Here is an 18,305-nt window from a genome sequence, read left to right on the forward strand (position 1 = left end):
AGAAAAATATTATAGATATCACATTTATAATGTAAAGCTCAATTAACAAATAACTAAATCATTATGAAAAATTTACTCTTTGCGGTAATAGTACTTTTTGGCTTAAGTTCTATTATAGCACAAACAGAAATTAGCGGAAACGTAAAAGATGCATCAGGTATTCCTATTTTAGGAGCCAATGTTTTAATTAACGGCACAACTGAAGGTACTACATCAGATTTTGATGGAAATTTTTTACTTTCAACAAGTTTAACAGGTACTCAAACTGTTCGTATTTCTTTTATAGGATTCACTCCTTCTGAACAAACTGTTGAATTAAACGGATCTCCTATTGTATTGAGTGTTGTTTTAACTGAAAGCGGGCAACAACTAGATGAAGTTGTAATAACAGCTTCCAGTACTTTTAGGTCTCAAAAACAAGCCCCATTATCTATTAGTTCTAAAAAAATGGCTGCAATTACAAAGTTATCTGCAAATAGTCAAGCAGATATCTTGAGAGATGTTCCAGGTATTACAGCAGAAGGTGGGGGTGGTGAAACGGCTACAAACTTATTCGTTAGAGGTTTACCATCTGGAGGACAGTATGTTTTTAATCCATTACAATATGATGGAATGCCATTAATGAGCACTTTTGGTTTGAATTCATCAGCACATGATGTTTACGCCAGACCTGATATTGGATTTAAAGGCGTAGAATTTGTTCGGGGTGGGGCAGCCGTACTTTACGGAGCTGGTTCAGTTGCAGGTATTATTAACTATACCAGTAAAACCGGAGATACAAACCCTGGAAATATTATTAATATGGAATATGGGTCGAGAGGAAGATTAAAAACTGATTTTTATTCTGGAGGTAAATTAGGTGGTGAAGATTCCAATACCTTTTATTCATTTACTGGCTTTGTACGTAAAGATGATGGACCAATTGAAACCGGTCTAGCGACAAGGGGTGTTCAGTTTAGAGGGAACATCAAAAAACGCTTTGAAAATGGTTCTTTCACTTTACACGGTCAGTTTATTAATGATCGAGCACAATTCTTTTTACCCTTACCGCTACAAGGGGGGTCTAGAGAGCGTATTGCTGGTAATGATGGCGAAGATGTTGAACAATTATTAAGTGGTGAGTTAGCAGAGACTTCATTTTTGACTCCAGGTGGTGTGTATAAAAGTCCTATAGAAGATGGGGTATATACTAAAGGTGGCTATTTAATGGGTGATTTTATTTATAATTTATCAGACAATACAAGGTTCAAAGCAAAAGTGAAATATGCAGATTATCAGCATAGTTTTGCCTTATATGTTGGTGGTAATGGAAGTTTTGGAAATCCTATTTCACTCAATGATTATGTTGCCGCAGTAGCTCCAGGAAATACAGCTTTTAATGCCCAATATCAAGGAGGCAGTGGTGAGCAAATAAATGGTAATGATTTGGTTGTTGAGAATTTACACGTAGATCGTTTAAGACCAATGATGGATTATTCTGGTGAAGCTAGTTTAATTTTTAAATCAGCCGATAATGCACACACGTATACTTTAGGAACTTATATGGCTAGAACAGAGGCAGAAGATGTCAATTATCAGTATAGAGTTCTTTCTGAGTTTAACAATAACCCAAGACTTGTCAATTTAAGTTATACGGCAGCTGGTGGTAATAACGTGATTTACTCTGATGGTGGTATATATAATAGAATTGGTATGGCTACTAATCGTTTTCTAACTCAAAGTAGAACAGCTTTTTATTTAACTGATGAAATGGTATTTGACCGTTGGAGGTTTGATGTTGGAGTCAGAATTGAATCTACAGCTGGAACATTTAATGATGGTAACCCAGGCTTGGAAGAAACTCAGGTTTATGATAACCCAGAACTAACACCAGAGTTAGCCAATGTAAGGTTTACAAACGGTAGCTTTGTTACCGGAACTATTAAGGATACCGATTGGGCCCTTTCTCTTGCAGGTCTTTATGAGCTAACAGAATCTACTAATTTGTATGCCAACTTTTCAAGAGGATTTTTCTTTCCTCAACAAAGAGGTTTTGCTCCGACTCCTGGCATTAGAGAAACTAACTATGAAGCTGAAACAATTATCCAAGGAGAACTTGGAGCAAAATTTGGAACTTCAAGCTTTTCAGGTTCTGTTGCCGGATATTTTGTTAATCTAAGTGATCGTATAAGAATTGATCAAGCCATATCTGGCGGACAATTAGTGGATCAGGCAAGAAGTGAGCAAACCACTAGAACCTTTGGATTGGAAGCCACAGGTAAATATTTAATTTCTGATGTATTTAATGTCAATGCTACAATTACCTATCAAAGTCATGAGATTACGCAGAATCAAACCACAGATTTGATAGCAAATACCACTACAACTATAAACGAGGGAAATGAGATTGCTAGACAACCTAATTTTTTAGGTAGCCTAGGTCTTAACTATGATGATAAAAGTTTTGATGCGAATTTTACCCTTAACCATACAGGGAGTAAGTTTACAGATGACACTAATAACGTAGAATTAGATGCTATTACAATAGCTAGATTAGGAGCTGGTTATACTTTTAAAACGCAAGATGTGAATTCATTGAGATTGGGTCTTTCTGTTTTTAATCTTTTTGACAGCGCTGGGCTTACTGAAGGTAATCCAAGAGCTGGTATAGCCGGTCAATCTGCAGACGGTGAGTTCTTTTTTGGACGACCTATACTGCCAAGAAGATTTTTCTTAACAGCTACATTTAATTTTTAATTAGCGCAAAAAATAGTTTAAGTTAGTTTTTTAGTTCAATGAATCATTGGTGGTTTACCCGCCAATGATTCTATTTATAATTATACTATTACTATGAAAGAGCAAATGATAGATAAGGCTATCCAAGTATTAGATAGCAACTTTCAAGATGGAGGTTTTACAATTCCAAGTAAAGGTTTATATCCTTTTCAATGGAAATGGGATTCTGGTTTCATCGCACTAGGTTTTGCTCATTACGATATTAGTAAAGCAAAAAAAGAGGTCGAAACAATTTTAGATGCTCAATGGGAAAATGGTTTCATACCACATATTGTTTTTCATAACGATAGTGACACCTATTTTCCTGGGCCCAATTTTCATGAGTCCAATTTACATCCTTTAGCATCAAAAAAGTACAGGTCAACAGGCATGACCCAGCCACCCGTATTCGGATTTATCTTAGAGCGTCTTTATGAAATAGCAAAGGATAAAGAAGACATGATGAACTTTATTAAAAAGCAAATTGATAAGGTTTATGAAAATCATGTTTATTTCTATGAAAACAGAGATTTAAATAATGATGGGTTGGTATATATCTACCATAATTGGGAGTCTGGTACGGATAATTCTCCGTTATGGGATGATATTTGGGAAACAATGAATCCACCCGAATATACTTTTGAACGCCGAGATACTTCGCATGTTGATGCATCTCAAAGACCTTCAAAAAGAGAATATGATCATTATTTATATATTATAGAGATTGCTAAAGAGCATAATTATCATGATGCGAAAATAGCAGAGCTTTCGCCCTTTTTAGTATTAGATCCGTTATTTAATTCTGTCCTTATAAGGTCCAATGAATCTTTAATTAGGTTATACGAGTCAATTGGAAATAATGAAGAAAAAGTTGATTATTTAAAACAACATCAACTTAAAAGTGTGCAAAGTTTAAACTCAAAATTATTTCATAAAGATTTAGGTGCCTATGTGCATTTTGATTTAAGAAACAACAGACAAATACCATATATCTGTTCTTCATCATTTGCTCCATTATATTCCAGTGCTCCGACTAGATTAATAGCTGAATCTCTTGCTAAAACTATGTTAGAAAAATTTGGTGATGCGGGTAGATACCTTTGTGCGTCTTTTGATCCTACACATGAAAAGTTCAATCCTAAGAAATATTGGAGAGGGCCGGTCTGGATTAATATGAATTGGATTTTATATCATGGATTGAAAAGACATGGATTTTACGATTTAGCAAGCAGAATAAAGTCTGATTCACTTGAGTTAATAGAAAAAAATGGATTTTTTGAATATTTTGATTCTAGACAATCAAATCCAGATGCAGATAGTAATGGTTATGGTGGGAATAATTTTTCATGGACTGCAGCCTTGCTTATTGACTTTTTAAAAGAGGAAGTTTAAATAAAAAAGTATGTCATTTGATTTTAAATCTAATTATATTCTGGAAAACAAAAGGGTTAGATTAGAACCACTACAAAAGAATCATTTTTATAAATTAAAAGACATTGCTCATGAAGAATATATCTGGACTTACTTTTTAGGTCGTTCAAATGGTAAAAAGAATTTTAAAGGATATGTCAATGAGGCTGTTGAATTTCGAGAAAAAGAAAAGGAATACCCTTTTGCTATTTATGATAAAATAACTCAGAGGTACGCCGGAAGTACTCGTTTATTTGAAATATCGAATGAATTTAATGTTGCGCGTTTAGGTTATACATGGTATGGCAAAGATTTTAGAGGAACTGGACTAAACAAAAATTGTAAGTTTTTACTTTTTGACTTTGCTTTTAAGCAAATACAATTTGAACGATTGGGCCTTGGCGCTCATGAAGAAAATGATGTTAGCCTTATGGCTATGAAAAGTGCTACTTGTTCTGAAGAGGGGAGATTAAGAAATTTATTTCCATCAATACACAAGAAAGGTAGGTCGGACGCTATTTTATTCGGAATTCTAAAAGAGGAGTGGTTAACTGTTAAACGAGAAATTTTAAAAAATAAATTATGAACTACTTAGATTATATAATCATCGTAGCCTATCTAATAGGATTTTTAGGGATTGGTTACTTTTTTAAAGAAAATAAGAGTTCAGGAGACTATTTTTTAGGGGGCCGAAGTATGGGCTGGTTGCCACTTAGTCTTTCAACAATGGCAACTCAATTATCTGCAATTAGTTTTATATCTGCTCCTGCATTTGTTGGTCTAAAAGAGGGCGGAGGACTTCAATGGCTTACCTATGAGTTTGGAGTACCCTTAGCAATGGCTTTTTTACTAATAGCGGTCATACCCACACTATATAAATCTGGGATAGTAAGTGTCTATGAGTATTTAGAAAACCGTTTTGATGCTTCTTCACGTTTATTGATAAGTTTTGTTTTTCAAATAAGCCGTTCTGTGGCTACGGGTGTTATGGTTTATACTATGGCATTAATTTTACAAGCAACTGTGGGGATAGATTTTTGGATATCAATCCTAATCATAGGGGTAATTACTTTAGTCTATTCATTTCAAGGTGGAATGAAGGCAGTGATTTGGGGAGATGTTATACAAATGGTAATTCTATTTTTTGGAATACTGATTTGCCTCTTTTATGGTATCAGTGAATTGGGTGGATTTGAAAATTTCCTTACTAATGTTGACCAAGATAGATTGACGGCTGTAGACTTTAGTAAATGGGGTTTTGATAACGCTGATGGTAAAGATGAGTTTGGATTTTGGCCTATGGTTATTGGAGGTTTCTTTCTTTATGCTTCTTATTATGGTACAGACCAAACACAGTCTCAAAGATTGTTGTCGGCTAAAGGAATGCCAACAATAAAAAAGTTGTTATTAGCAAATGGCTTGTTTAGATTTCCGTTAACATTAACTTATTGTATTATGGGATTGGTATTAGGAACACTTTTACTACAAGACCCAAGTTTTCAAAGTTTGATGGATGCTACATATCAGACAAACATTGGATCATTAGAAGGAAAAAAGGCGGATTTAATGGTTCCGGTTTTTATAATTAACTATTTACCTAATGGAGTTATTGGAATTTTGATTGTGGCTATTATGTCGGCGGCAATGTCTTCTTTAAGCTCAACTGTGAATTCTCTTTCTGCTGTTTCAATGGAAGACTTTGTGAAGAGATTTAAACCGAATATGAGTGATAAGAGTTATGTTATGAACTCACGTTTATTATCACTTTTTTGGGGTTTAGTCTGTTTGTTTTTTGCGTTTTTTGCAGGTAATATAGAGGGCACCGTAATTGAAGTCATAAATAAGGTAAGTTCTGTTTTTTATGGTCCTATTTTAGCTGCTTTTATTTTGGCTATTCTAACCAAAAAAACACATGCCTTGGGAGCAAATATTGGTATTGTCGCGGGTGTGCTATTTAATATGTATTTATGGTTGTATGTTCCAGAAATTTTTTGGTTTTGGTGGAACGCTATAGGTTGTTTACTTACAATAGCCGTAGCTTTAGTTGTAAGTAGTTTAATTAAGAAAAAAGCTAACGAGGGCCTCGAGGTTGTTTTTTATTCAGGAAAAAAAGAAGTTGTCATATTGGTAAGCTTTTTTATTACGATTATTCTAATAAGTCTGTCACTGCCATCCATGTTTAGTTAATTCAATAGCATATGAAGTTTGTCCTAGCTCCTGATAAGTATAAAGGTTCACTTAGTGGATTTGAATTTTGTGATGCGGTAGAAAGTGGTATAAAAAAAGTTTTCCCTAATTCGATAATTGTTAAAAAGCCTCTAGCGGATGGTGGAGATGGTACCTTGGAAGTAGTGAAGGAGTATCTTAAAGCTGATGAGGTTGAAGTATTGGTCAAGAACCCCATGTTCAAAGAAATTAATGCCAAGTATCTTTATTCTTATAAAAAGAAAACTGCGTTTATCGAAATGTCAGAAGCATCAGGTTATAAACTATTAACTAATGCTGAACTAGACTGCAAGCGAGCAACAACATTAGGGACGGGAGAATTAATTTTGGATGCGCTTGATAAGGGTGTCGAACAGGTCATTTTAGGTATTGGTGGCAGCGCTACTAATGATGGAGGAATGGGAATGGCGTCTGCCTTAGGTTATGAATTCTTAGATTCAAATCGTCAAGTTCTTAAACCTACAGGTGAAAATTTGATTCATGTTCAACATATTTCTGCTCAAAAGGTTAATAAAAGATTGTCTGATGTAGAGTTTAAAGTGGCTTGTGATGTTGATAATCCATTTTATGGTGCCAATGGTGCGGCTTTTGTTTATGCTCAACAGAAGGGAGCATCAAAAAATGATATTACTCTTTTAGATGATGGACTGGAGCATTTTGCTAGCATTATAAAAAAAGAGTTTGGAATTGATGTACAAAAACTCTCAGGGTCTGGTGCCGCAGGGGGAATTGGTGGTGGCTCAGTTGTTTTTTTAAATGCTATTTTAAAATCTGGGATTGAATTGGTTAAAGAAATTGCTGATTTTGATATGGCTATTAGTCAAGCAAATTGGATAATAACTGGTGAAGGAAAACTTGATAGTCAAACATTTTCCGGCAAAACGATTTTTGGTGTGGTACGGTCCGCTAAAAAAGAAAATGTTCCTGTAGCAGCATTATGCGGATCAATTGACTTATCATATGAAGAGCAGGAAGATATGGGACTTACTTATGCATGTTCAATCTTAAAAAATATTAGTTCTTTTAATGAAGCCCTTGCTTCTAGTTATGTGAACTTAGAATATGCGGCTTATAATTTTGCAAAAATTCTTAAAAGAGATATCACATTAGTCTAAATCACTTCTTTTTTCAAAGCTTTAATATCTATAATAAGTTGAGCAATTGAAGCCCTATTTAAACCGTTATAAATGCCCCGAATATGCTTGTTTTTATCAATTAATAAAAAGTTTTCGGTATGTAAAAAATCATCAACACTTTTTAGCTCACCTAAATCATTTTCAACAAAATAATGTTCTCGACCTAGCGTATATATTTCTTGTTTATTTCCGGTAACCAAGTGCCATTTGTTATTAATAACATCATATTTCTTTGCGTAGTCTTGTAATACAGAAACAGAATCTATTGTTGGTGTAACAGAATGTGATAAAATGGAAACTTCTGAGTCATTTTTGAATTCATCTTGTATCAACGTCATGTTGGCCGTCATTTTAAGACAAATTCCTGGACAACTCGTAAAAAAGAAATCAACTACCATTAGTTTGTCATTAAAGGTATCCAGAGTTACTTCTTCTCCAAGCTGATTTGTTAAATTAAATGGAGGAATTTTATGAAAATTCTTTTCTTGTTCGCTACCAGGGGTAAGCCATTTTGGTGTAAAAGTTTTATCTCCAAAATAGGGTAGACTCTCAACACGTGCAGTTTCAATTACTTTTCTTTTTTCCTTTTTGGTTTCTGATTTACAGCATATATTGCAAATCAAGAATCCAAAAAATACTAATTGTAAGCCTTTAATTTTTAGATGATATAACCACTTCATTTTCTAGTTTATAACATGAATTCGCTCGCCTCATACCAAAAATTCTTCCATTTTTGGCTTCGTAATTTACATACAATGTCCCATTTTTTAGCCATGCTTGTTGCATTCCTACTTCTTGTCCTTCTGATAAGTTTCGTGATTTAGACAAAACTCCATTTGGATACCATTCTTTTGATACTCCATCTATTTTTCCATTTTTATAAAATGACTTAGAAGCCAAATTACCGTTGTCCCACCAAGATTGATAAAGCCCAACTAAAGTATTCTTATTATAGTGAGATTGAACCTTTAGTACACCATTCGGATGCCATATTTTAGCAACACCCACTTTCTTACCATTTAAGAAACCAACCTTTTGTTGTAAAGTACTATTTGGGTAATACCTTACTGAATAACCGTTAAACAGTTCGTTTTTATAATACCAATTTCCTTCATTTCCGTTAAGTTGAATGCTATCTTTTAAAACTTCAATATTTGGAATAACAGCGATGAGATGATTAGTATCATTTGAAGTTTGCTTAGTCTCTTCACATGAGCTAAAAAGCAGAACTGAAAGAATGAAAATTAGAATATTCTTTTTCATTTAATAACCTTGAAAGGGACCGGCAAAAGCAATATAGGAGCCGGTTGTTGAATAAATCTCATTGATGATATGATAGTGATATTCTCCATCAGGATTGTGAGGTGTGGGTCCAAAATGACCACCAGATTCGTCTAAGTCTGCTGGGTATTCATTTGACGGATAATCTCGTCTTCCATAAAGGAAAACGCCATCTAACAATACTCCAACCAAATTATCATCATCATTAGTAAATGCCACAGGTTCCAGATGATAATGATATACACCCGGACCAATATGTGCTCCAGTCCAATCTAAGCTTCCGGCAGCTTGATCTAGGGTGCCACCACCTTCTTGGTCATTAAAAATAGCAGAGCCACTAACTGCTATCCCGATTGTTCCCAGCTGAGTTTGACTTGTGCTGCCAACCAAATTTGGAACGGCGTCAACTATTATGGTAGACGCATTGTTGTTACTGCTCATAATTGAAGGAGTAAGTCTTACGTCGGGTTCTTCTCTATACAAATCATTACCTTCTCCCCAGTATACGGTTTCGTGATTGGGTAAACCAGTGGTCTCAATCGTAACTGTTGTTCCGTTATTTGATAAGTAAATTTCCGTGGCCTCACTATTGAATTCTTCAAAAGCTGCATGTAACTCGGTTACGGCTACTTCATCATCGGTGGCATTTTCATCGTCGGTAATATCGTCACCATCGGAGCTGCAAGCAATAAATAAAGTAGTGAATATTGCCATTAAAGCGAAAAATGGAAAAGTTTTCATATTTCTTTTTTTAGTTAAAATTGAATTAATAATTAGATAAAATCAAAGCTCATATTTCATTTTTGATTGGTGAGCTATATCTTAAGATGAGGTATCGAGAAAAAACTTGCGCTCTTTTTCAAAAAATAATTAGGTTACTTTGTATTTGAAAAACTAAATAAGCTTTTGGACGAAAGGCAATTCTTGTTAGAACTAAAAAACCAAAGCCAAGCAGCTTATGGAAAACTGTTGGATGATTATCAAAAAAAAGTTTTTAATACATGCTTATCCTTTGTGCCGAATTTAGAAGATGCAGAAGATATAGCTCAGGAAGTTTTTGTTGAAGTCTATAATTCTGTTGGAAATTTTAAAGGTAATTCCAAGTTATCAACTTGGATTTATCGTATTTCTGTAAATAAATGCTTGGAGTTTATTAGAAAAAAGAATACCAAAAAACGATTTGGTTTTATGCAATCAATTTCTGGTAATGCCATACCTGTCGATAGGACTTTATATTTTACGGAATTCAATCACCCAGGAATTCAATTAGAAAATAAAGAGCAAAAGGAAATTCTTTTTAGAGCAATTAACGAACTTCCAGAGGCTCAAAGAATAGTGTTTACATTAAATAAAATTGACGGGCTTAGCTATAAAGAAATCAGTGAGATTACTAAGAAAAGTGTATCATCAATTGAATCACTATTATTTAGGGCTAAAAGAAAACTAAAAGAAATTTTAACTGTTTTTTATAAAAAAGAAGGATGGTAAGCAAGTTTTAGAACATTTTGACATCTAATTAAAACAAGACCATCATTAAAGACCATGAATGATAAAAAAAATACTTCGAAATTTATAGATGAACTTCTCGATACGCCTTTGGTGCTAGATAAAGTTAATACTCCAGCTTTTTTTAAGGATAAGGTATTGAATAAACTATCTCAAAGTTCAACTGAGAAATCTGCAACAGATTGGTTGTTTTGGTTTACGCCAAAATATCAAATTGCTGCAATGGTTTTATTTGTTATGCTTAATTTGATAGCGCTTTATAATTATAGTGCCTCTAACAAGGAAGTTGAACTTCAAAATTATGCCCAGGCTTATGGTCTTTCAAATACTATTCAAGACTCAATTTTAAATTAAACTAGAATGAAGAAAAATCTACTTCTAACAATATTTCTGGTTTTTTTGATGGTTATGAATGGTGTTTTATTGTATTTGTTTATTGTGAAACCAGAAGGTAATAATAGACCTCCTAGAAAGTTTATTGCAGAACAACTTAATCTTGATGATAACCAATTGCTAAAGTTTAGAGTGATTGATAAGGAACATCATCAGAAAATGCGGGAAATGGAAATGGATTCCAGAGAATTAAAAGGTTTACTTTTTTCAAATCTTGATAATCCTGCTTTCACAGAGAAAAAATTAGATTCTATTACAATTTTAATAGGTGATTTAGCCCATAACAAGGAAAAGGAAGTGTTCTCCTATTTTAAAGAACTAGAAAGTATCTGTAATGCCAAACAAAAAAACAAGTTGCAAAAAATTGTTTCAGGTGCTCTAAGACCTGGATTGGGTGCTGGTCACGGACCAAATCAAGGCGGTCCTCCACCTCCAAGATAGTTTGTCCAAAACAAACTTTTTATATATTTTTCAATATTTAGTATTTCGTCGTAATGTCGAAGTTTTTTACTTTAAATTACGGTAGTAAAGCTCTTGCTTTATTTTCGACAAACAAGTAAAACGACTAAAAGACCAATACGATGGGCAATAAACTAGTTGAAATTGCAAAGATTTCAGAACTTCAAGAGAAACAACCAGCATACGCACTTGTTAAGAATACTGATTTAGTAATTATAAAACATGAGTCTGGAATATCTGTGTTATATGGAAGATGCCATCATAGAGGAGCATTATTAGCAGATGGCCACATTGATGGTCATAACCTTATTTGTGGCGTTCATGGCTGGGATTATCGTTATGATACTGGTATTAGTGAATACAATAATGATGAACAGCTTCATAAATTTAAAGAACATATTATCGGCGATTCACTTCAAATTGATGAGAATGAGATAGCTGATTTTGAAACCCAACACCCACAACCTTTTGATAGAGAAGCTTATCTCGGTTCTTATCAAGATACACATCCGGAAGAAACAGAACCTTATACTGGGTATATAAAAGAACTAGCTGTAAATGGATTGAAAAACTTGGGACATCATGGATTTAGTGCTTCCATGGGTGTTGATAGAACTACTTTACCACAATGGAAAGACATTCAATTTCTTCCTGCTCAGTTAGCCTCACGACCCCTATTGGACAATGAAGACGTCGCCACCAAGGTAACCATTGGGTCAAAGGCTAAGAAACCTTTGGTATTAGATATTCCTTTGTTCGTTAGTGATATGAGCTTTGGGGCGCTTTCTAGAGAAGCCAAAATAGCTTTGTCTAAGGGAGCAGAAATGTCAGGTACAGGAATTTGTTCTGGTGAAGGAGGAATGCTACCAGAAGAACAAAAAAATAATTCAAAATACTTTTATGAATTAGCCTCAGCCCAATTTGGGTTTAGTTGGGATAAATTAGATAATGTACAAGCCTTTCATTTTAAAGGTGGACAAGGAGCAAAAACGGGCACTGGTGGTCATCTACCTGGTAGTAAGGTTAGTAAAGAAATAGCTGAGGTACGTGAATTGAATGAAGGAGAAACGGCTATTAGTCCGGCTACTTTTCCTGATTTTCATGTGGTTGATGATTTTAAAGATTTTGCGGCGAAAGTCAGAGAACGAACTGGAGGGATACCTATCGGCTTTAAAATTGCGGCAAGTCATATAGAAAAAGATATTCAATTCGCCCTAGATGTCGGAGTGGATTATATCATTTTAGATGGTAGAGGAGGAGGTACCGGTTCTGCTCCAACAATTTTAAGAGATAATATTAATGTTCCGACGATTCCTGCATTAGCCCGAGCAAGAAAATATTTAGATAAAGTTGGGGCAACCGATGTTACCTTGGTCATTACTGGCGGACTTAGAATAGCTGAGGATTTTGCAAAAGCTATGATGATGGGTGCGGATGCTATTGCGGTTTCAAATTCAGCAATTCAGGCAATAGGTTGTTTAGGTATGCGAGCTTGCGGATCTAATAACTGCCCAGTGGGCATTGCCACACAAAAGGAATCATTAAGGTCTAGATTAATTATTGATTCTTCTGCTAAACAGTTGGCTAACTTTTTTGGAGCAACAAATGACTTAATTAAGGTTATTGCTCGTGCTTGTGGTTATGATGATATTACTAAGTTTAATCATAATGACCTTTCTACTTTCAAAAAAGAAATGCATGAATTAGCGGGAATACCTTTTGCTGGACTTAGTTGATTCCAAGATATTGATGGAAGGCTTCATCAAGAAATTGTAATGCTTGTTTTTGAGTAGTGTTAGAGCTTGGTAATATGGCACCTTTAAAACCATTATTTTTCCACTCGCCGTGTGTTAATTTTGAGAAATTATCGGGGTTCAAGCTATTATGACCTTTGTATCCACTTATGTAAAAGTAATGGTCGTCAATTAAAGAATCAGGAATGGCCATACCCATTCCTATAGATTTTCCTGAGTCGTCCTTTAATACAAAAAAAGCTCCTGTATCTAAATGATGTGGCCAAATTCGAATATCTGATTCTAATTTTTGCTTATTTAAAAAGATTTTTAAAACATCTTGAGCTAAGATGCGTAGCTGTAATAAATTATTCAAAATCTCTTTATCTGATAATTCAAAAACATAGTTATCATTTTGATTAAAAGGCAGGTCATAGTGTAAATCGTAATTGTAGGGCTTGTCAATTTTTGAAGCAACGGCCATTTTAGAAATCCAACTTATAATATCTGCGTGAGATTTTCCTTTAAGTGCAAATGAAACTTTAGCCTCATCAGTGCCCCATTGCAAGGCGAACGAGTCAAAACTAAATGCTAAATATGTGCCCGAATTGTCCAACGACCATGTTCTTATGGTATTGTCCTCTTTAAAGAAGCCTAAATTTGTATGACTATCGTCATCCTTTGCTTCTAAAAAACTTTTGCCTGCCATGGCAAGATATTGCGAAGCCAAATGAAATTCTGCTAACACGTTCATATACTAATTTATGTAATTTAAATGACGAGATAAATAAAATGCAAAAATGGGTGGAAATTATTTGCTTATGTTTTCTAAAATTGAATCAAAAATTAAAGGAGCATGAATTCTTGAGTTTTCAATGAACCATTTATGCGTCTCCATTCCACCGCAAATGACACCAGCTAAATAGAGGCCCTTAATATTTGATTCCATCGAATCAGGGTTATAATTCGGTAAAAGCTTTTCGTCATCAGAAAGTTGGACACCTAATTTTTTAAGAAATTCAAAATTTGGCTTATAGCCCGTTAAGGCTAAAACAAAATCATTTTCTAAAGTAATAATTCCTTTATTGGTTTTAATATCAATTTCTGATTCTCGAATTTCATTGACCGTAGCGTTGTAATAAACTTTAATACTGCCCTCATCAATACGATTAATGATATCAGGTCTTACCCAATATTTAACTCGTTTTCCAACTTCAGAACCGCGAATTACTAGGGTAACTTCAGCTCCTTTACGATAACATTCTAAAGCTGCATCAATAGCAGAATTACTTGCTCCAATTACTGTTAATTTTTGACTAGCATAAAAATGAGGATCTTTGTAATAATGAGACACTTTGGGCAAATCTTCACCTGGTACTTCAAGCTTATTAGGTAAATCATAAAAACCTGTTGCTAGAATTAAGTTAGATGAGGTGTATGTTGATTTTGAGGTTGTAACCGAAAATAAATCTGTTTTTTTATGTACATCTTGAACTTTTTCAAACAACTTTATATTTAGTTTATTTGAATCAACTATTCTTCGATAGTACTCAAGGGCTTCATTACGTTTTGGCTTGGATTCATTGCTTATAAAGGGTATATCATCAATCTCTAGCTTTTCTGAAGAAGAGAAAAATTGCATATTAATAGGATAGTGGAATAATGAATTTACAATTGGCCCCTTTTCAATAATAAGATAAGAAAGGCCTTTTTTCTTAGCTTCTAAACCACAGGCAATACCAATTGGTCCACCACCGACTATAATCACATCATAATCTTGCATTAGGCAATGATTTGTTTTAGGCCTTGAATAGTTCTGGTAGGATGCTCACTTTTAAAAACAAAACTCCCCGCAACAAGCACATCTGCTCCGGAATCAACTAAACTTTTTGCGTTGTCAGAATTGACTCCGCCATCAATCTCAATAAGTGCATTGGAATTCTTTTTTATGATAAGGTCTTTTAAGTCAGAAACCTTTGGATATGTATTCTTAATAAAAGATTGTCCGCCAAAACCAGGGTTAACACTCATTAGGCATACTAAATCAATATCTTGAATAATATCTTCTAATAAATGAATGGGTGTATGTGGGTTCAGGGCCACACCAGCTTTCATTTTAGCAGCTTTTATAGCTTGTAAGGTCCGATGTAGATGTGTGCATGCCTCATAATGTACTGTTAGAATATTGGCGCCTAGTTCAGCAAAGGCATCAATATATCTATCAGGCTCTACAATCATTAAATGTACATCTAATGGTTTGGTAGCATGTTTTGCGATAGCCTTGATGACAGGCATGCCATATGAAATATTCGGTACAAAAACACCATCCATAACATCAATATGATGCCAGTCGGCCTCACTGTTGTTGACCATTTCAACATCTCTTTGTAGATTACCAAAATCTGCCGCTAATAAAGATGGAGCAATTAACTTTTGATTCATATAATAAAGCTATACTACAAAAGTACAAAATTGAAACTCGGATGACCATCGCAACCGTTACTGGAATTTAAGATTTAACCATTATTTTTTTTCTGAGGTATCGATAAGGCGAGCTGTTGGATTCCTTTTAAAAGTGGATAGGTTTGAGGTCATTATTCTAATATTTCTCCACTTTATTTTTTTGCCATTATTAATAGAATCCATGCCAATACTATGAACTTGAAGACCAATAAAACCTGTAGAGGTTGCATTATCTTTTAGGTTAGATGTATTAATATCATTTACCCAAATAGAAAGGTTATCCTCAACAGCCTCAATGCGATAGTGGTTCCATTCATTATTCTTAAAAGCTTTTTGACCTTTCTCGTTGTTTTTTAAATCATATAACCACCCTCTTTTTCCTTCCTCGTAGATTCCACCGCTCCATGCTCTGGTGCTAGGGTCTATTTCGGCTTGGTAGCCATGAACTTGGTTATTATTGAATTCAGGATAATTATTACTTCTAAATTGCACTCCCGAATTAATTGAAGTGTCAACCATGACTTCAAACTCTAAAATAAAATTATCGTAGATAGTCTTAGAACAAAGAAATGTATTCGGTGAATTTAGTATTGTTGTTCCCGTAATTTCGTTGTTTTCAACAGTATATGCAGCAAGCCCGTTTTTAACTTCCCAGCCTTCTAATGAATTGTTCTGAATGAGCTGAACCCATTCTTCAATAGGTCTTTGATTACAGCTCAATAGAAGTAGGCAAGAAATAACAATAAAATTAATTTTCTGTATAAGTTTCTTTAAGCTCATTTTCTGTGTACATTTTATCTAAAGGTCGTGGTAAATTTCTTAAACTATCAACAACCTGACTAGTTAAAGATTGTGGTGAGGTAGTAAAAGCATTTCTAATGTAATTTCCAATGTCTTTAATATTTTCATCAGATATATTTTTATCAATACCAATGCCTGGCATTGCATTTGACATATTGAATTTTTCCCCGTTTACTGAAATCGGTCCTTGTAATCCATAAAGTATAATGGAAGCTAATTTTCCAGGCTCTTCTGATACATATTCAGAATTTAATAAAGGCGGGGCTAGGCCCTTATTTCCTTTTCCATCTGGACCATGGCAAGTGGCACATTGCTTCATATAAAGAATTCTTCCTTTTGTTAACCCATCACTTTCATTTGTTGCAGGTTTTTGATTTTTAGCTAATTGCTTCAATAGCTCAATTTCAGCTCCAATATTTGTAAGGTTTTTATCGCTAGAAATACTGAATGTATTTTCACTTAATTCAATTCCTGAAAGTATAGGTTCTTTAAACCAATCTTCATTTTTATAGCGTCCTATAAGTTGACCTAGATGTGCTTCATTTTTTTTATTTAACCTTGCAGAAAGATAATATGCCAGGTGATAATCTATCATTTCATTTTTCTCAGCCATTAAAGCTTTTACTTGTTCATCTTTTAGTTCCGTATCCATTTCAACACATAACTTAATAATATGAGAAACCAATTTTGGTTGATGAAGTAACTTTGTTAAGTTGATATTAGACAACGATAATTTTTGAAGACCCTCCAAGACATAAAGAGCATGTAATTTACTAACTTCACTATCTCCATTTTCTACAACCTGAAAGAGTTGATCGGCGATTGAAATATCTTTTCTTGAAATAAGTAACTGTTGTGCTCTATTTCTTATCCAAATATTTTTTGATGAAAGGGAATCTATCAGATTTAAGGGTTTTAAAACCGAAAGGTCTATATTTTTATGTAACTGCTTTTTGTTAGAAACCTTTAATATTCTTCCCATGCCAACAATGGTATCAAGACCTTTTTTGATGTAGTTTTCTCTAAGGTAACTGGTCATATATGTTTTATGTTGAATAATGCCCTTGTGCATATCAACAATATACATGGCCCCATCTGGCCCATTATAAAGATTTACAGGTCTGAATGCTTCATCACTTGAACTAATAAATTCTTTACCCATCCAGGCTTGTCTTCCAGTAATCTTTAATTTGTTGAAATCTAAAATATTACGTTTAATAAGATTTGCTTCTGGTGCACAGACCATTACGTTACTTTGATAGTCGTCGGGGAATGATGTTCCTTCTAAATACACTGGTCCACAAGCACTTGTGAATCGTTTTAATTTACCATCTTCATGTAGCATATTTGGCAGGTAGCCTCTATTGACAGCAGTGGCGGTTAGGGGGTAAACATTTTGATTGCTAACCAAATTATTTCCAATAGCAAGCTTAGGTTGAAAAGCAGGATTTTGATTTAGTAGGTTTGGTGTTACCCAATCTCCTCTTATTTGATTTGAGTTATCATTATAAAGTAAACGTCCTGTGTCATCACTAGAAATACCCCATTGACCTCGAAAAGAGGTATTTTCAATAATCCAATTATCATCTTTAAGGCGATATCTCTTAGAGGCTTTTGCACTATAAATCCAATTATCAATATTGACTAAAAGACCATTAGGTTGATGTTCCACATTGCCGCCAACTGCATATGTGGAGTCTACTATAGTTGTCTTTCCAGGGGTCATGTCTGTATTAATCTGGGTAAAATATAAAAAGGGCGGCTCGGCATATAATAATCCACCATTAATATGAGCTAAGGCGCGTGCCAATTTTAGGTTATCTAAGAATACCTTAGAATGGTCTATTACGCCATCATTATCCTTATCTTCTAAAATGACAATTCGACCAATTGGGGCTTCTTCGTTAATACCTTCTAATGACTGCATATAACCTGTCATTTCTAAAACCCACATGCCGCCTGAATTATCAAAACTAAGAGCAATAGGAGCGTCAATTAGTGGTTCAGCAGCTAGGGCGTCTAAATAAAAGCCTTTTTCAATTTGATAACTAGAAAGGTCAACTATGGTTTCATGATAGTTATCTGCACAAGAACAGAATAGGATTGCAGGTATTAACCTTAATAAAAATTTCATCATACGATT

General features: G+C 34.3%; 17 protein-coding genes. 9 read left to right on the forward strand and 8 right to left on the reverse strand.

Features of this window, described 5'->3' with window-relative positions; genetic code table 11:
• The first annotated feature begins 63 nt into the window (after positions 1-63).
• From RM542_RS06080 to RM542_RS06100, 5 genes are all read left to right on the forward strand, one after another.
• Positions 64-2,736, forward strand: coding sequence for a TonB-dependent receptor domain-containing protein (locus RM542_RS06080; RefSeq protein ID WP_311384823.1), 2,673 nt, complete (start codon positions 64-66; stop codon positions 2,734-2,736).
• A 93-nt stretch (positions 2,737-2,829) separates the two neighbouring features.
• On the forward strand, positions 2,830-4,146 hold the full coding sequence (locus tag RM542_RS06085; RefSeq protein ID WP_311384824.1) for an MGH1-like glycoside hydrolase domain-containing protein: 1,317 nt from the start codon (positions 2,830-2,832) through the stop codon (positions 4,144-4,146).
• Between the two features lie 10 nt (positions 4,147-4,156).
• Positions 4,157-4,750 carry a GNAT family protein gene (locus tag RM542_RS06090; protein WP_311384825.1) on the forward strand — a complete coding sequence of 198 codons (594 nt, stop codon included), beginning with the start codon at positions 4,157-4,159 and terminating at the stop codon, positions 4,748-4,750.
• Positions 4,747-6,351, forward strand: coding sequence for a sodium:solute symporter (locus RM542_RS06095; protein ID WP_311384826.1), 1,605 nt, complete (start codon positions 4,747-4,749; stop codon positions 6,349-6,351). The genes RM542_RS06090 and RM542_RS06095 overlap by 4 nt, the downstream gene beginning before the upstream one ends.
• 11 nt (positions 6,352-6,362) lie before the next feature.
• Positions 6,363-7,505 (forward strand): glycerate kinase, encoded by a 1,143-nt coding sequence (locus tag RM542_RS06100; protein WP_311384827.1) that lies wholly within the window; start codon positions 6,363-6,365, stop codon positions 7,503-7,505.
• On the opposite strand, the gene RM542_RS06105 is transcribed toward RM542_RS06100, so the two are convergent.
• The 3 genes from RM542_RS06105 to RM542_RS06115 are packed head-to-tail and all read right to left on the reverse strand — an operon-like array spanning position 7,502 to position 9,548.
• On the reverse strand, positions 7,502-8,206 hold the full coding sequence (locus RM542_RS06105; protein WP_311384828.1) for an SCO family protein: 705 nt from the start codon (positions 8,204-8,206) through the stop codon (positions 7,502-7,504). The genes RM542_RS06100 and RM542_RS06105 overlap by 4 nt on opposite strands.
• Positions 8,178-8,789: a hypothetical protein gene (locus tag RM542_RS06110; protein WP_311384829.1), complete on the reverse strand. Its 612-nt coding sequence runs from the start codon at positions 8,787-8,789 to the stop codon at positions 8,178-8,180. The genes RM542_RS06105 and RM542_RS06110 overlap by 29 nt, the downstream gene beginning before the upstream one ends.
• The gene (locus RM542_RS06115; RefSeq protein WP_311384830.1) at positions 8,790-9,548 is read right to left on the reverse strand and encodes a YHYH protein; all 759 of its coding nucleotides are present in this window, start codon (positions 9,546-9,548) and stop codon (positions 8,790-8,792) included.
• Positions 9,549-9,713: 165 nt separating this feature from the next.
• Here RM542_RS06115 and RM542_RS06120 point away from each other — a divergent pair, with 165 nt between their 5' ends.
• The 4 genes from RM542_RS06120 (at position 9,714) to RM542_RS06135 (ending at position 12,901) form a co-directional block, all read left to right on the forward strand.
• Complete coding sequence (locus RM542_RS06120) at positions 9,714-10,295, forward strand: RNA polymerase sigma factor (RefSeq protein WP_311384831.1); 582 nt, start codon at positions 9,714-9,716, stop codon at positions 10,293-10,295.
• A gap of 54 nt (positions 10,296-10,349) precedes the next feature.
• On the forward strand, positions 10,350-10,667 hold the full coding sequence (locus tag RM542_RS06125; protein WP_311384832.1) for a hypothetical protein: 318 nt from the start codon (positions 10,350-10,352) through the stop codon (positions 10,665-10,667).
• Between the two features lie 6 nt (positions 10,668-10,673).
• Complete coding sequence (locus tag RM542_RS06130; protein ID WP_311384833.1) at positions 10,674-11,147, forward strand: hypothetical protein; 474 nt, start codon at positions 10,674-10,676, stop codon at positions 11,145-11,147.
• Between the two features lie 140 nt (positions 11,148-11,287).
• Positions 11,288-12,901 (forward strand): glutamate synthase-related protein, encoded by a 1,614-nt coding sequence (locus tag RM542_RS06135; protein WP_311384834.1) that lies wholly within the window; start codon positions 11,288-11,290, stop codon positions 12,899-12,901.
• On the opposite strand, the gene RM542_RS06140 is transcribed toward RM542_RS06135, so the two are convergent.
• The 5 genes from RM542_RS06140 to RM542_RS06160 form a co-directional block, all read right to left on the reverse strand.
• Positions 12,894-13,652: a hypothetical protein gene (locus tag RM542_RS06140; protein WP_311384835.1), complete on the reverse strand. Its 759-nt coding sequence runs from the start codon at positions 13,650-13,652 to the stop codon at positions 12,894-12,896. The genes RM542_RS06135 and RM542_RS06140 overlap by 8 nt on opposite strands.
• A gap of 57 nt (positions 13,653-13,709) precedes the next feature.
• A complete protein-coding gene (locus RM542_RS06145) occupies positions 13,710-14,681 on the reverse strand; it encodes a YpdA family putative bacillithiol disulfide reductase (RefSeq protein WP_311384836.1) in 972 nt (323 codons plus the stop codon).
• Positions 14,681-15,340: a ribulose-phosphate 3-epimerase gene (gene rpe / locus RM542_RS06150; RefSeq protein WP_311384837.1), complete on the reverse strand. Its 660-nt coding sequence runs from the start codon at positions 15,338-15,340 to the stop codon at positions 14,681-14,683. Before rpe ends, RM542_RS06145 begins: the two co-directional genes overlap by 1 nt.
• A gap of 81 nt (positions 15,341-15,421) precedes the next feature.
• Positions 15,422-16,141, reverse strand: a complete 720-nt coding sequence (locus RM542_RS06155; RefSeq protein ID WP_311384838.1) for a DUF1080 domain-containing protein — start codon at positions 16,139-16,141, stop codon at positions 15,422-15,424.
• Positions 16,110-18,296 carry a c-type cytochrome gene (locus RM542_RS06160; protein ID WP_311384839.1) on the reverse strand — a complete coding sequence of 729 codons (2,187 nt, stop codon included), beginning with the start codon at positions 18,294-18,296 and terminating at the stop codon, positions 16,110-16,112. The genes RM542_RS06155 and RM542_RS06160 overlap by 32 nt, the downstream gene beginning before the upstream one ends.
• Positions 18,297-18,305 lie beyond the last annotated feature (9 nt).

Origin of the sequence: Croceitalea sp. P059 (genome assembly GCF_031846365.1) — a bacterium.
Lineage (GTDB): Bacteria > Bacteroidota > Bacteroidia > Flavobacteriales > Flavobacteriaceae > Croceitalea > Croceitalea vernalis.

Excerpts from the sequence above, each read along its gene's own strand:
- RM542_RS06080 (WP_311384823.1), top strand. The coding sequence starts at position 64 with ATGAAAAATTTACTCTTTGCGGTAATAGTACTTTTTGGCTTAAGTTCT.
- RM542_RS06085 (WP_311384824.1), top strand. The coding sequence starts at position 2,830 with ATGAAAGAGCAAATGATAGATAAGGCTATCCAAGTATTAGATAGCAAC.
- RM542_RS06090 (WP_311384825.1), top strand. The coding sequence starts at position 4,157 with ATGTCATTTGATTTTAAATCTAATTATATTCTGGAAAACAAAAGGGTT.
- RM542_RS06095 (WP_311384826.1), top strand. The coding sequence starts at position 4,747 with ATGAACTACTTAGATTATATAATCATCGTAGCCTATCTAATAGGATTT.
- RM542_RS06100 (WP_311384827.1), top strand. The coding sequence starts at position 6,363 with ATGAAGTTTGTCCTAGCTCCTGATAAGTATAAAGGTTCACTTAGTGGA.
- RM542_RS06105 (WP_311384828.1), bottom strand. The coding sequence starts at position 8,206 with ATGAAGTGGTTATATCATCTAAAAATTAAAGGCTTACAATTAGTATTT.
- RM542_RS06110 (WP_311384829.1), bottom strand. The coding sequence starts at position 8,789 with ATGAAAAAGAATATTCTAATTTTCATTCTTTCAGTTCTGCTTTTTAGC.
- RM542_RS06115 (WP_311384830.1), bottom strand. The coding sequence starts at position 9,548 with ATGAAAACTTTTCCATTTTTCGCTTTAATGGCAATATTCACTACTTTA.
- RM542_RS06125 (WP_311384832.1), top strand. The coding sequence starts at position 10,350 with ATGAATGATAAAAAAAATACTTCGAAATTTATAGATGAACTTCTCGAT.
- RM542_RS06130 (WP_311384833.1), top strand. The coding sequence starts at position 10,674 with ATGAAGAAAAATCTACTTCTAACAATATTTCTGGTTTTTTTGATGGTT.
- RM542_RS06135 (WP_311384834.1), top strand. The coding sequence starts at position 11,288 with ATGGGCAATAAACTAGTTGAAATTGCAAAGATTTCAGAACTTCAAGAG.
- RM542_RS06140 (WP_311384835.1), bottom strand. The coding sequence starts at position 13,652 with ATGAACGTGTTAGCAGAATTTCATTTGGCTTCGCAATATCTTGCCATG.
- RM542_RS06145 (WP_311384836.1), bottom strand. The coding sequence starts at position 14,681 with ATGCAAGATTATGATGTGATTATAGTCGGTGGTGGACCAATTGGTATT.
- rpe (WP_311384837.1), bottom strand. The coding sequence starts at position 15,340 with ATGAATCAAAAGTTAATTGCTCCATCTTTATTAGCGGCAGATTTTGGT.
- RM542_RS06155 (WP_311384838.1), bottom strand. The coding sequence starts at position 16,141 with ATGAGCTTAAAGAAACTTATACAGAAAATTAATTTTATTGTTATTTCT.
- RM542_RS06160 (WP_311384839.1), bottom strand. The coding sequence starts at position 18,296 with ATGAAATTTTTATTAAGGTTAATACCTGCAATCCTATTCTGTTCTTGT.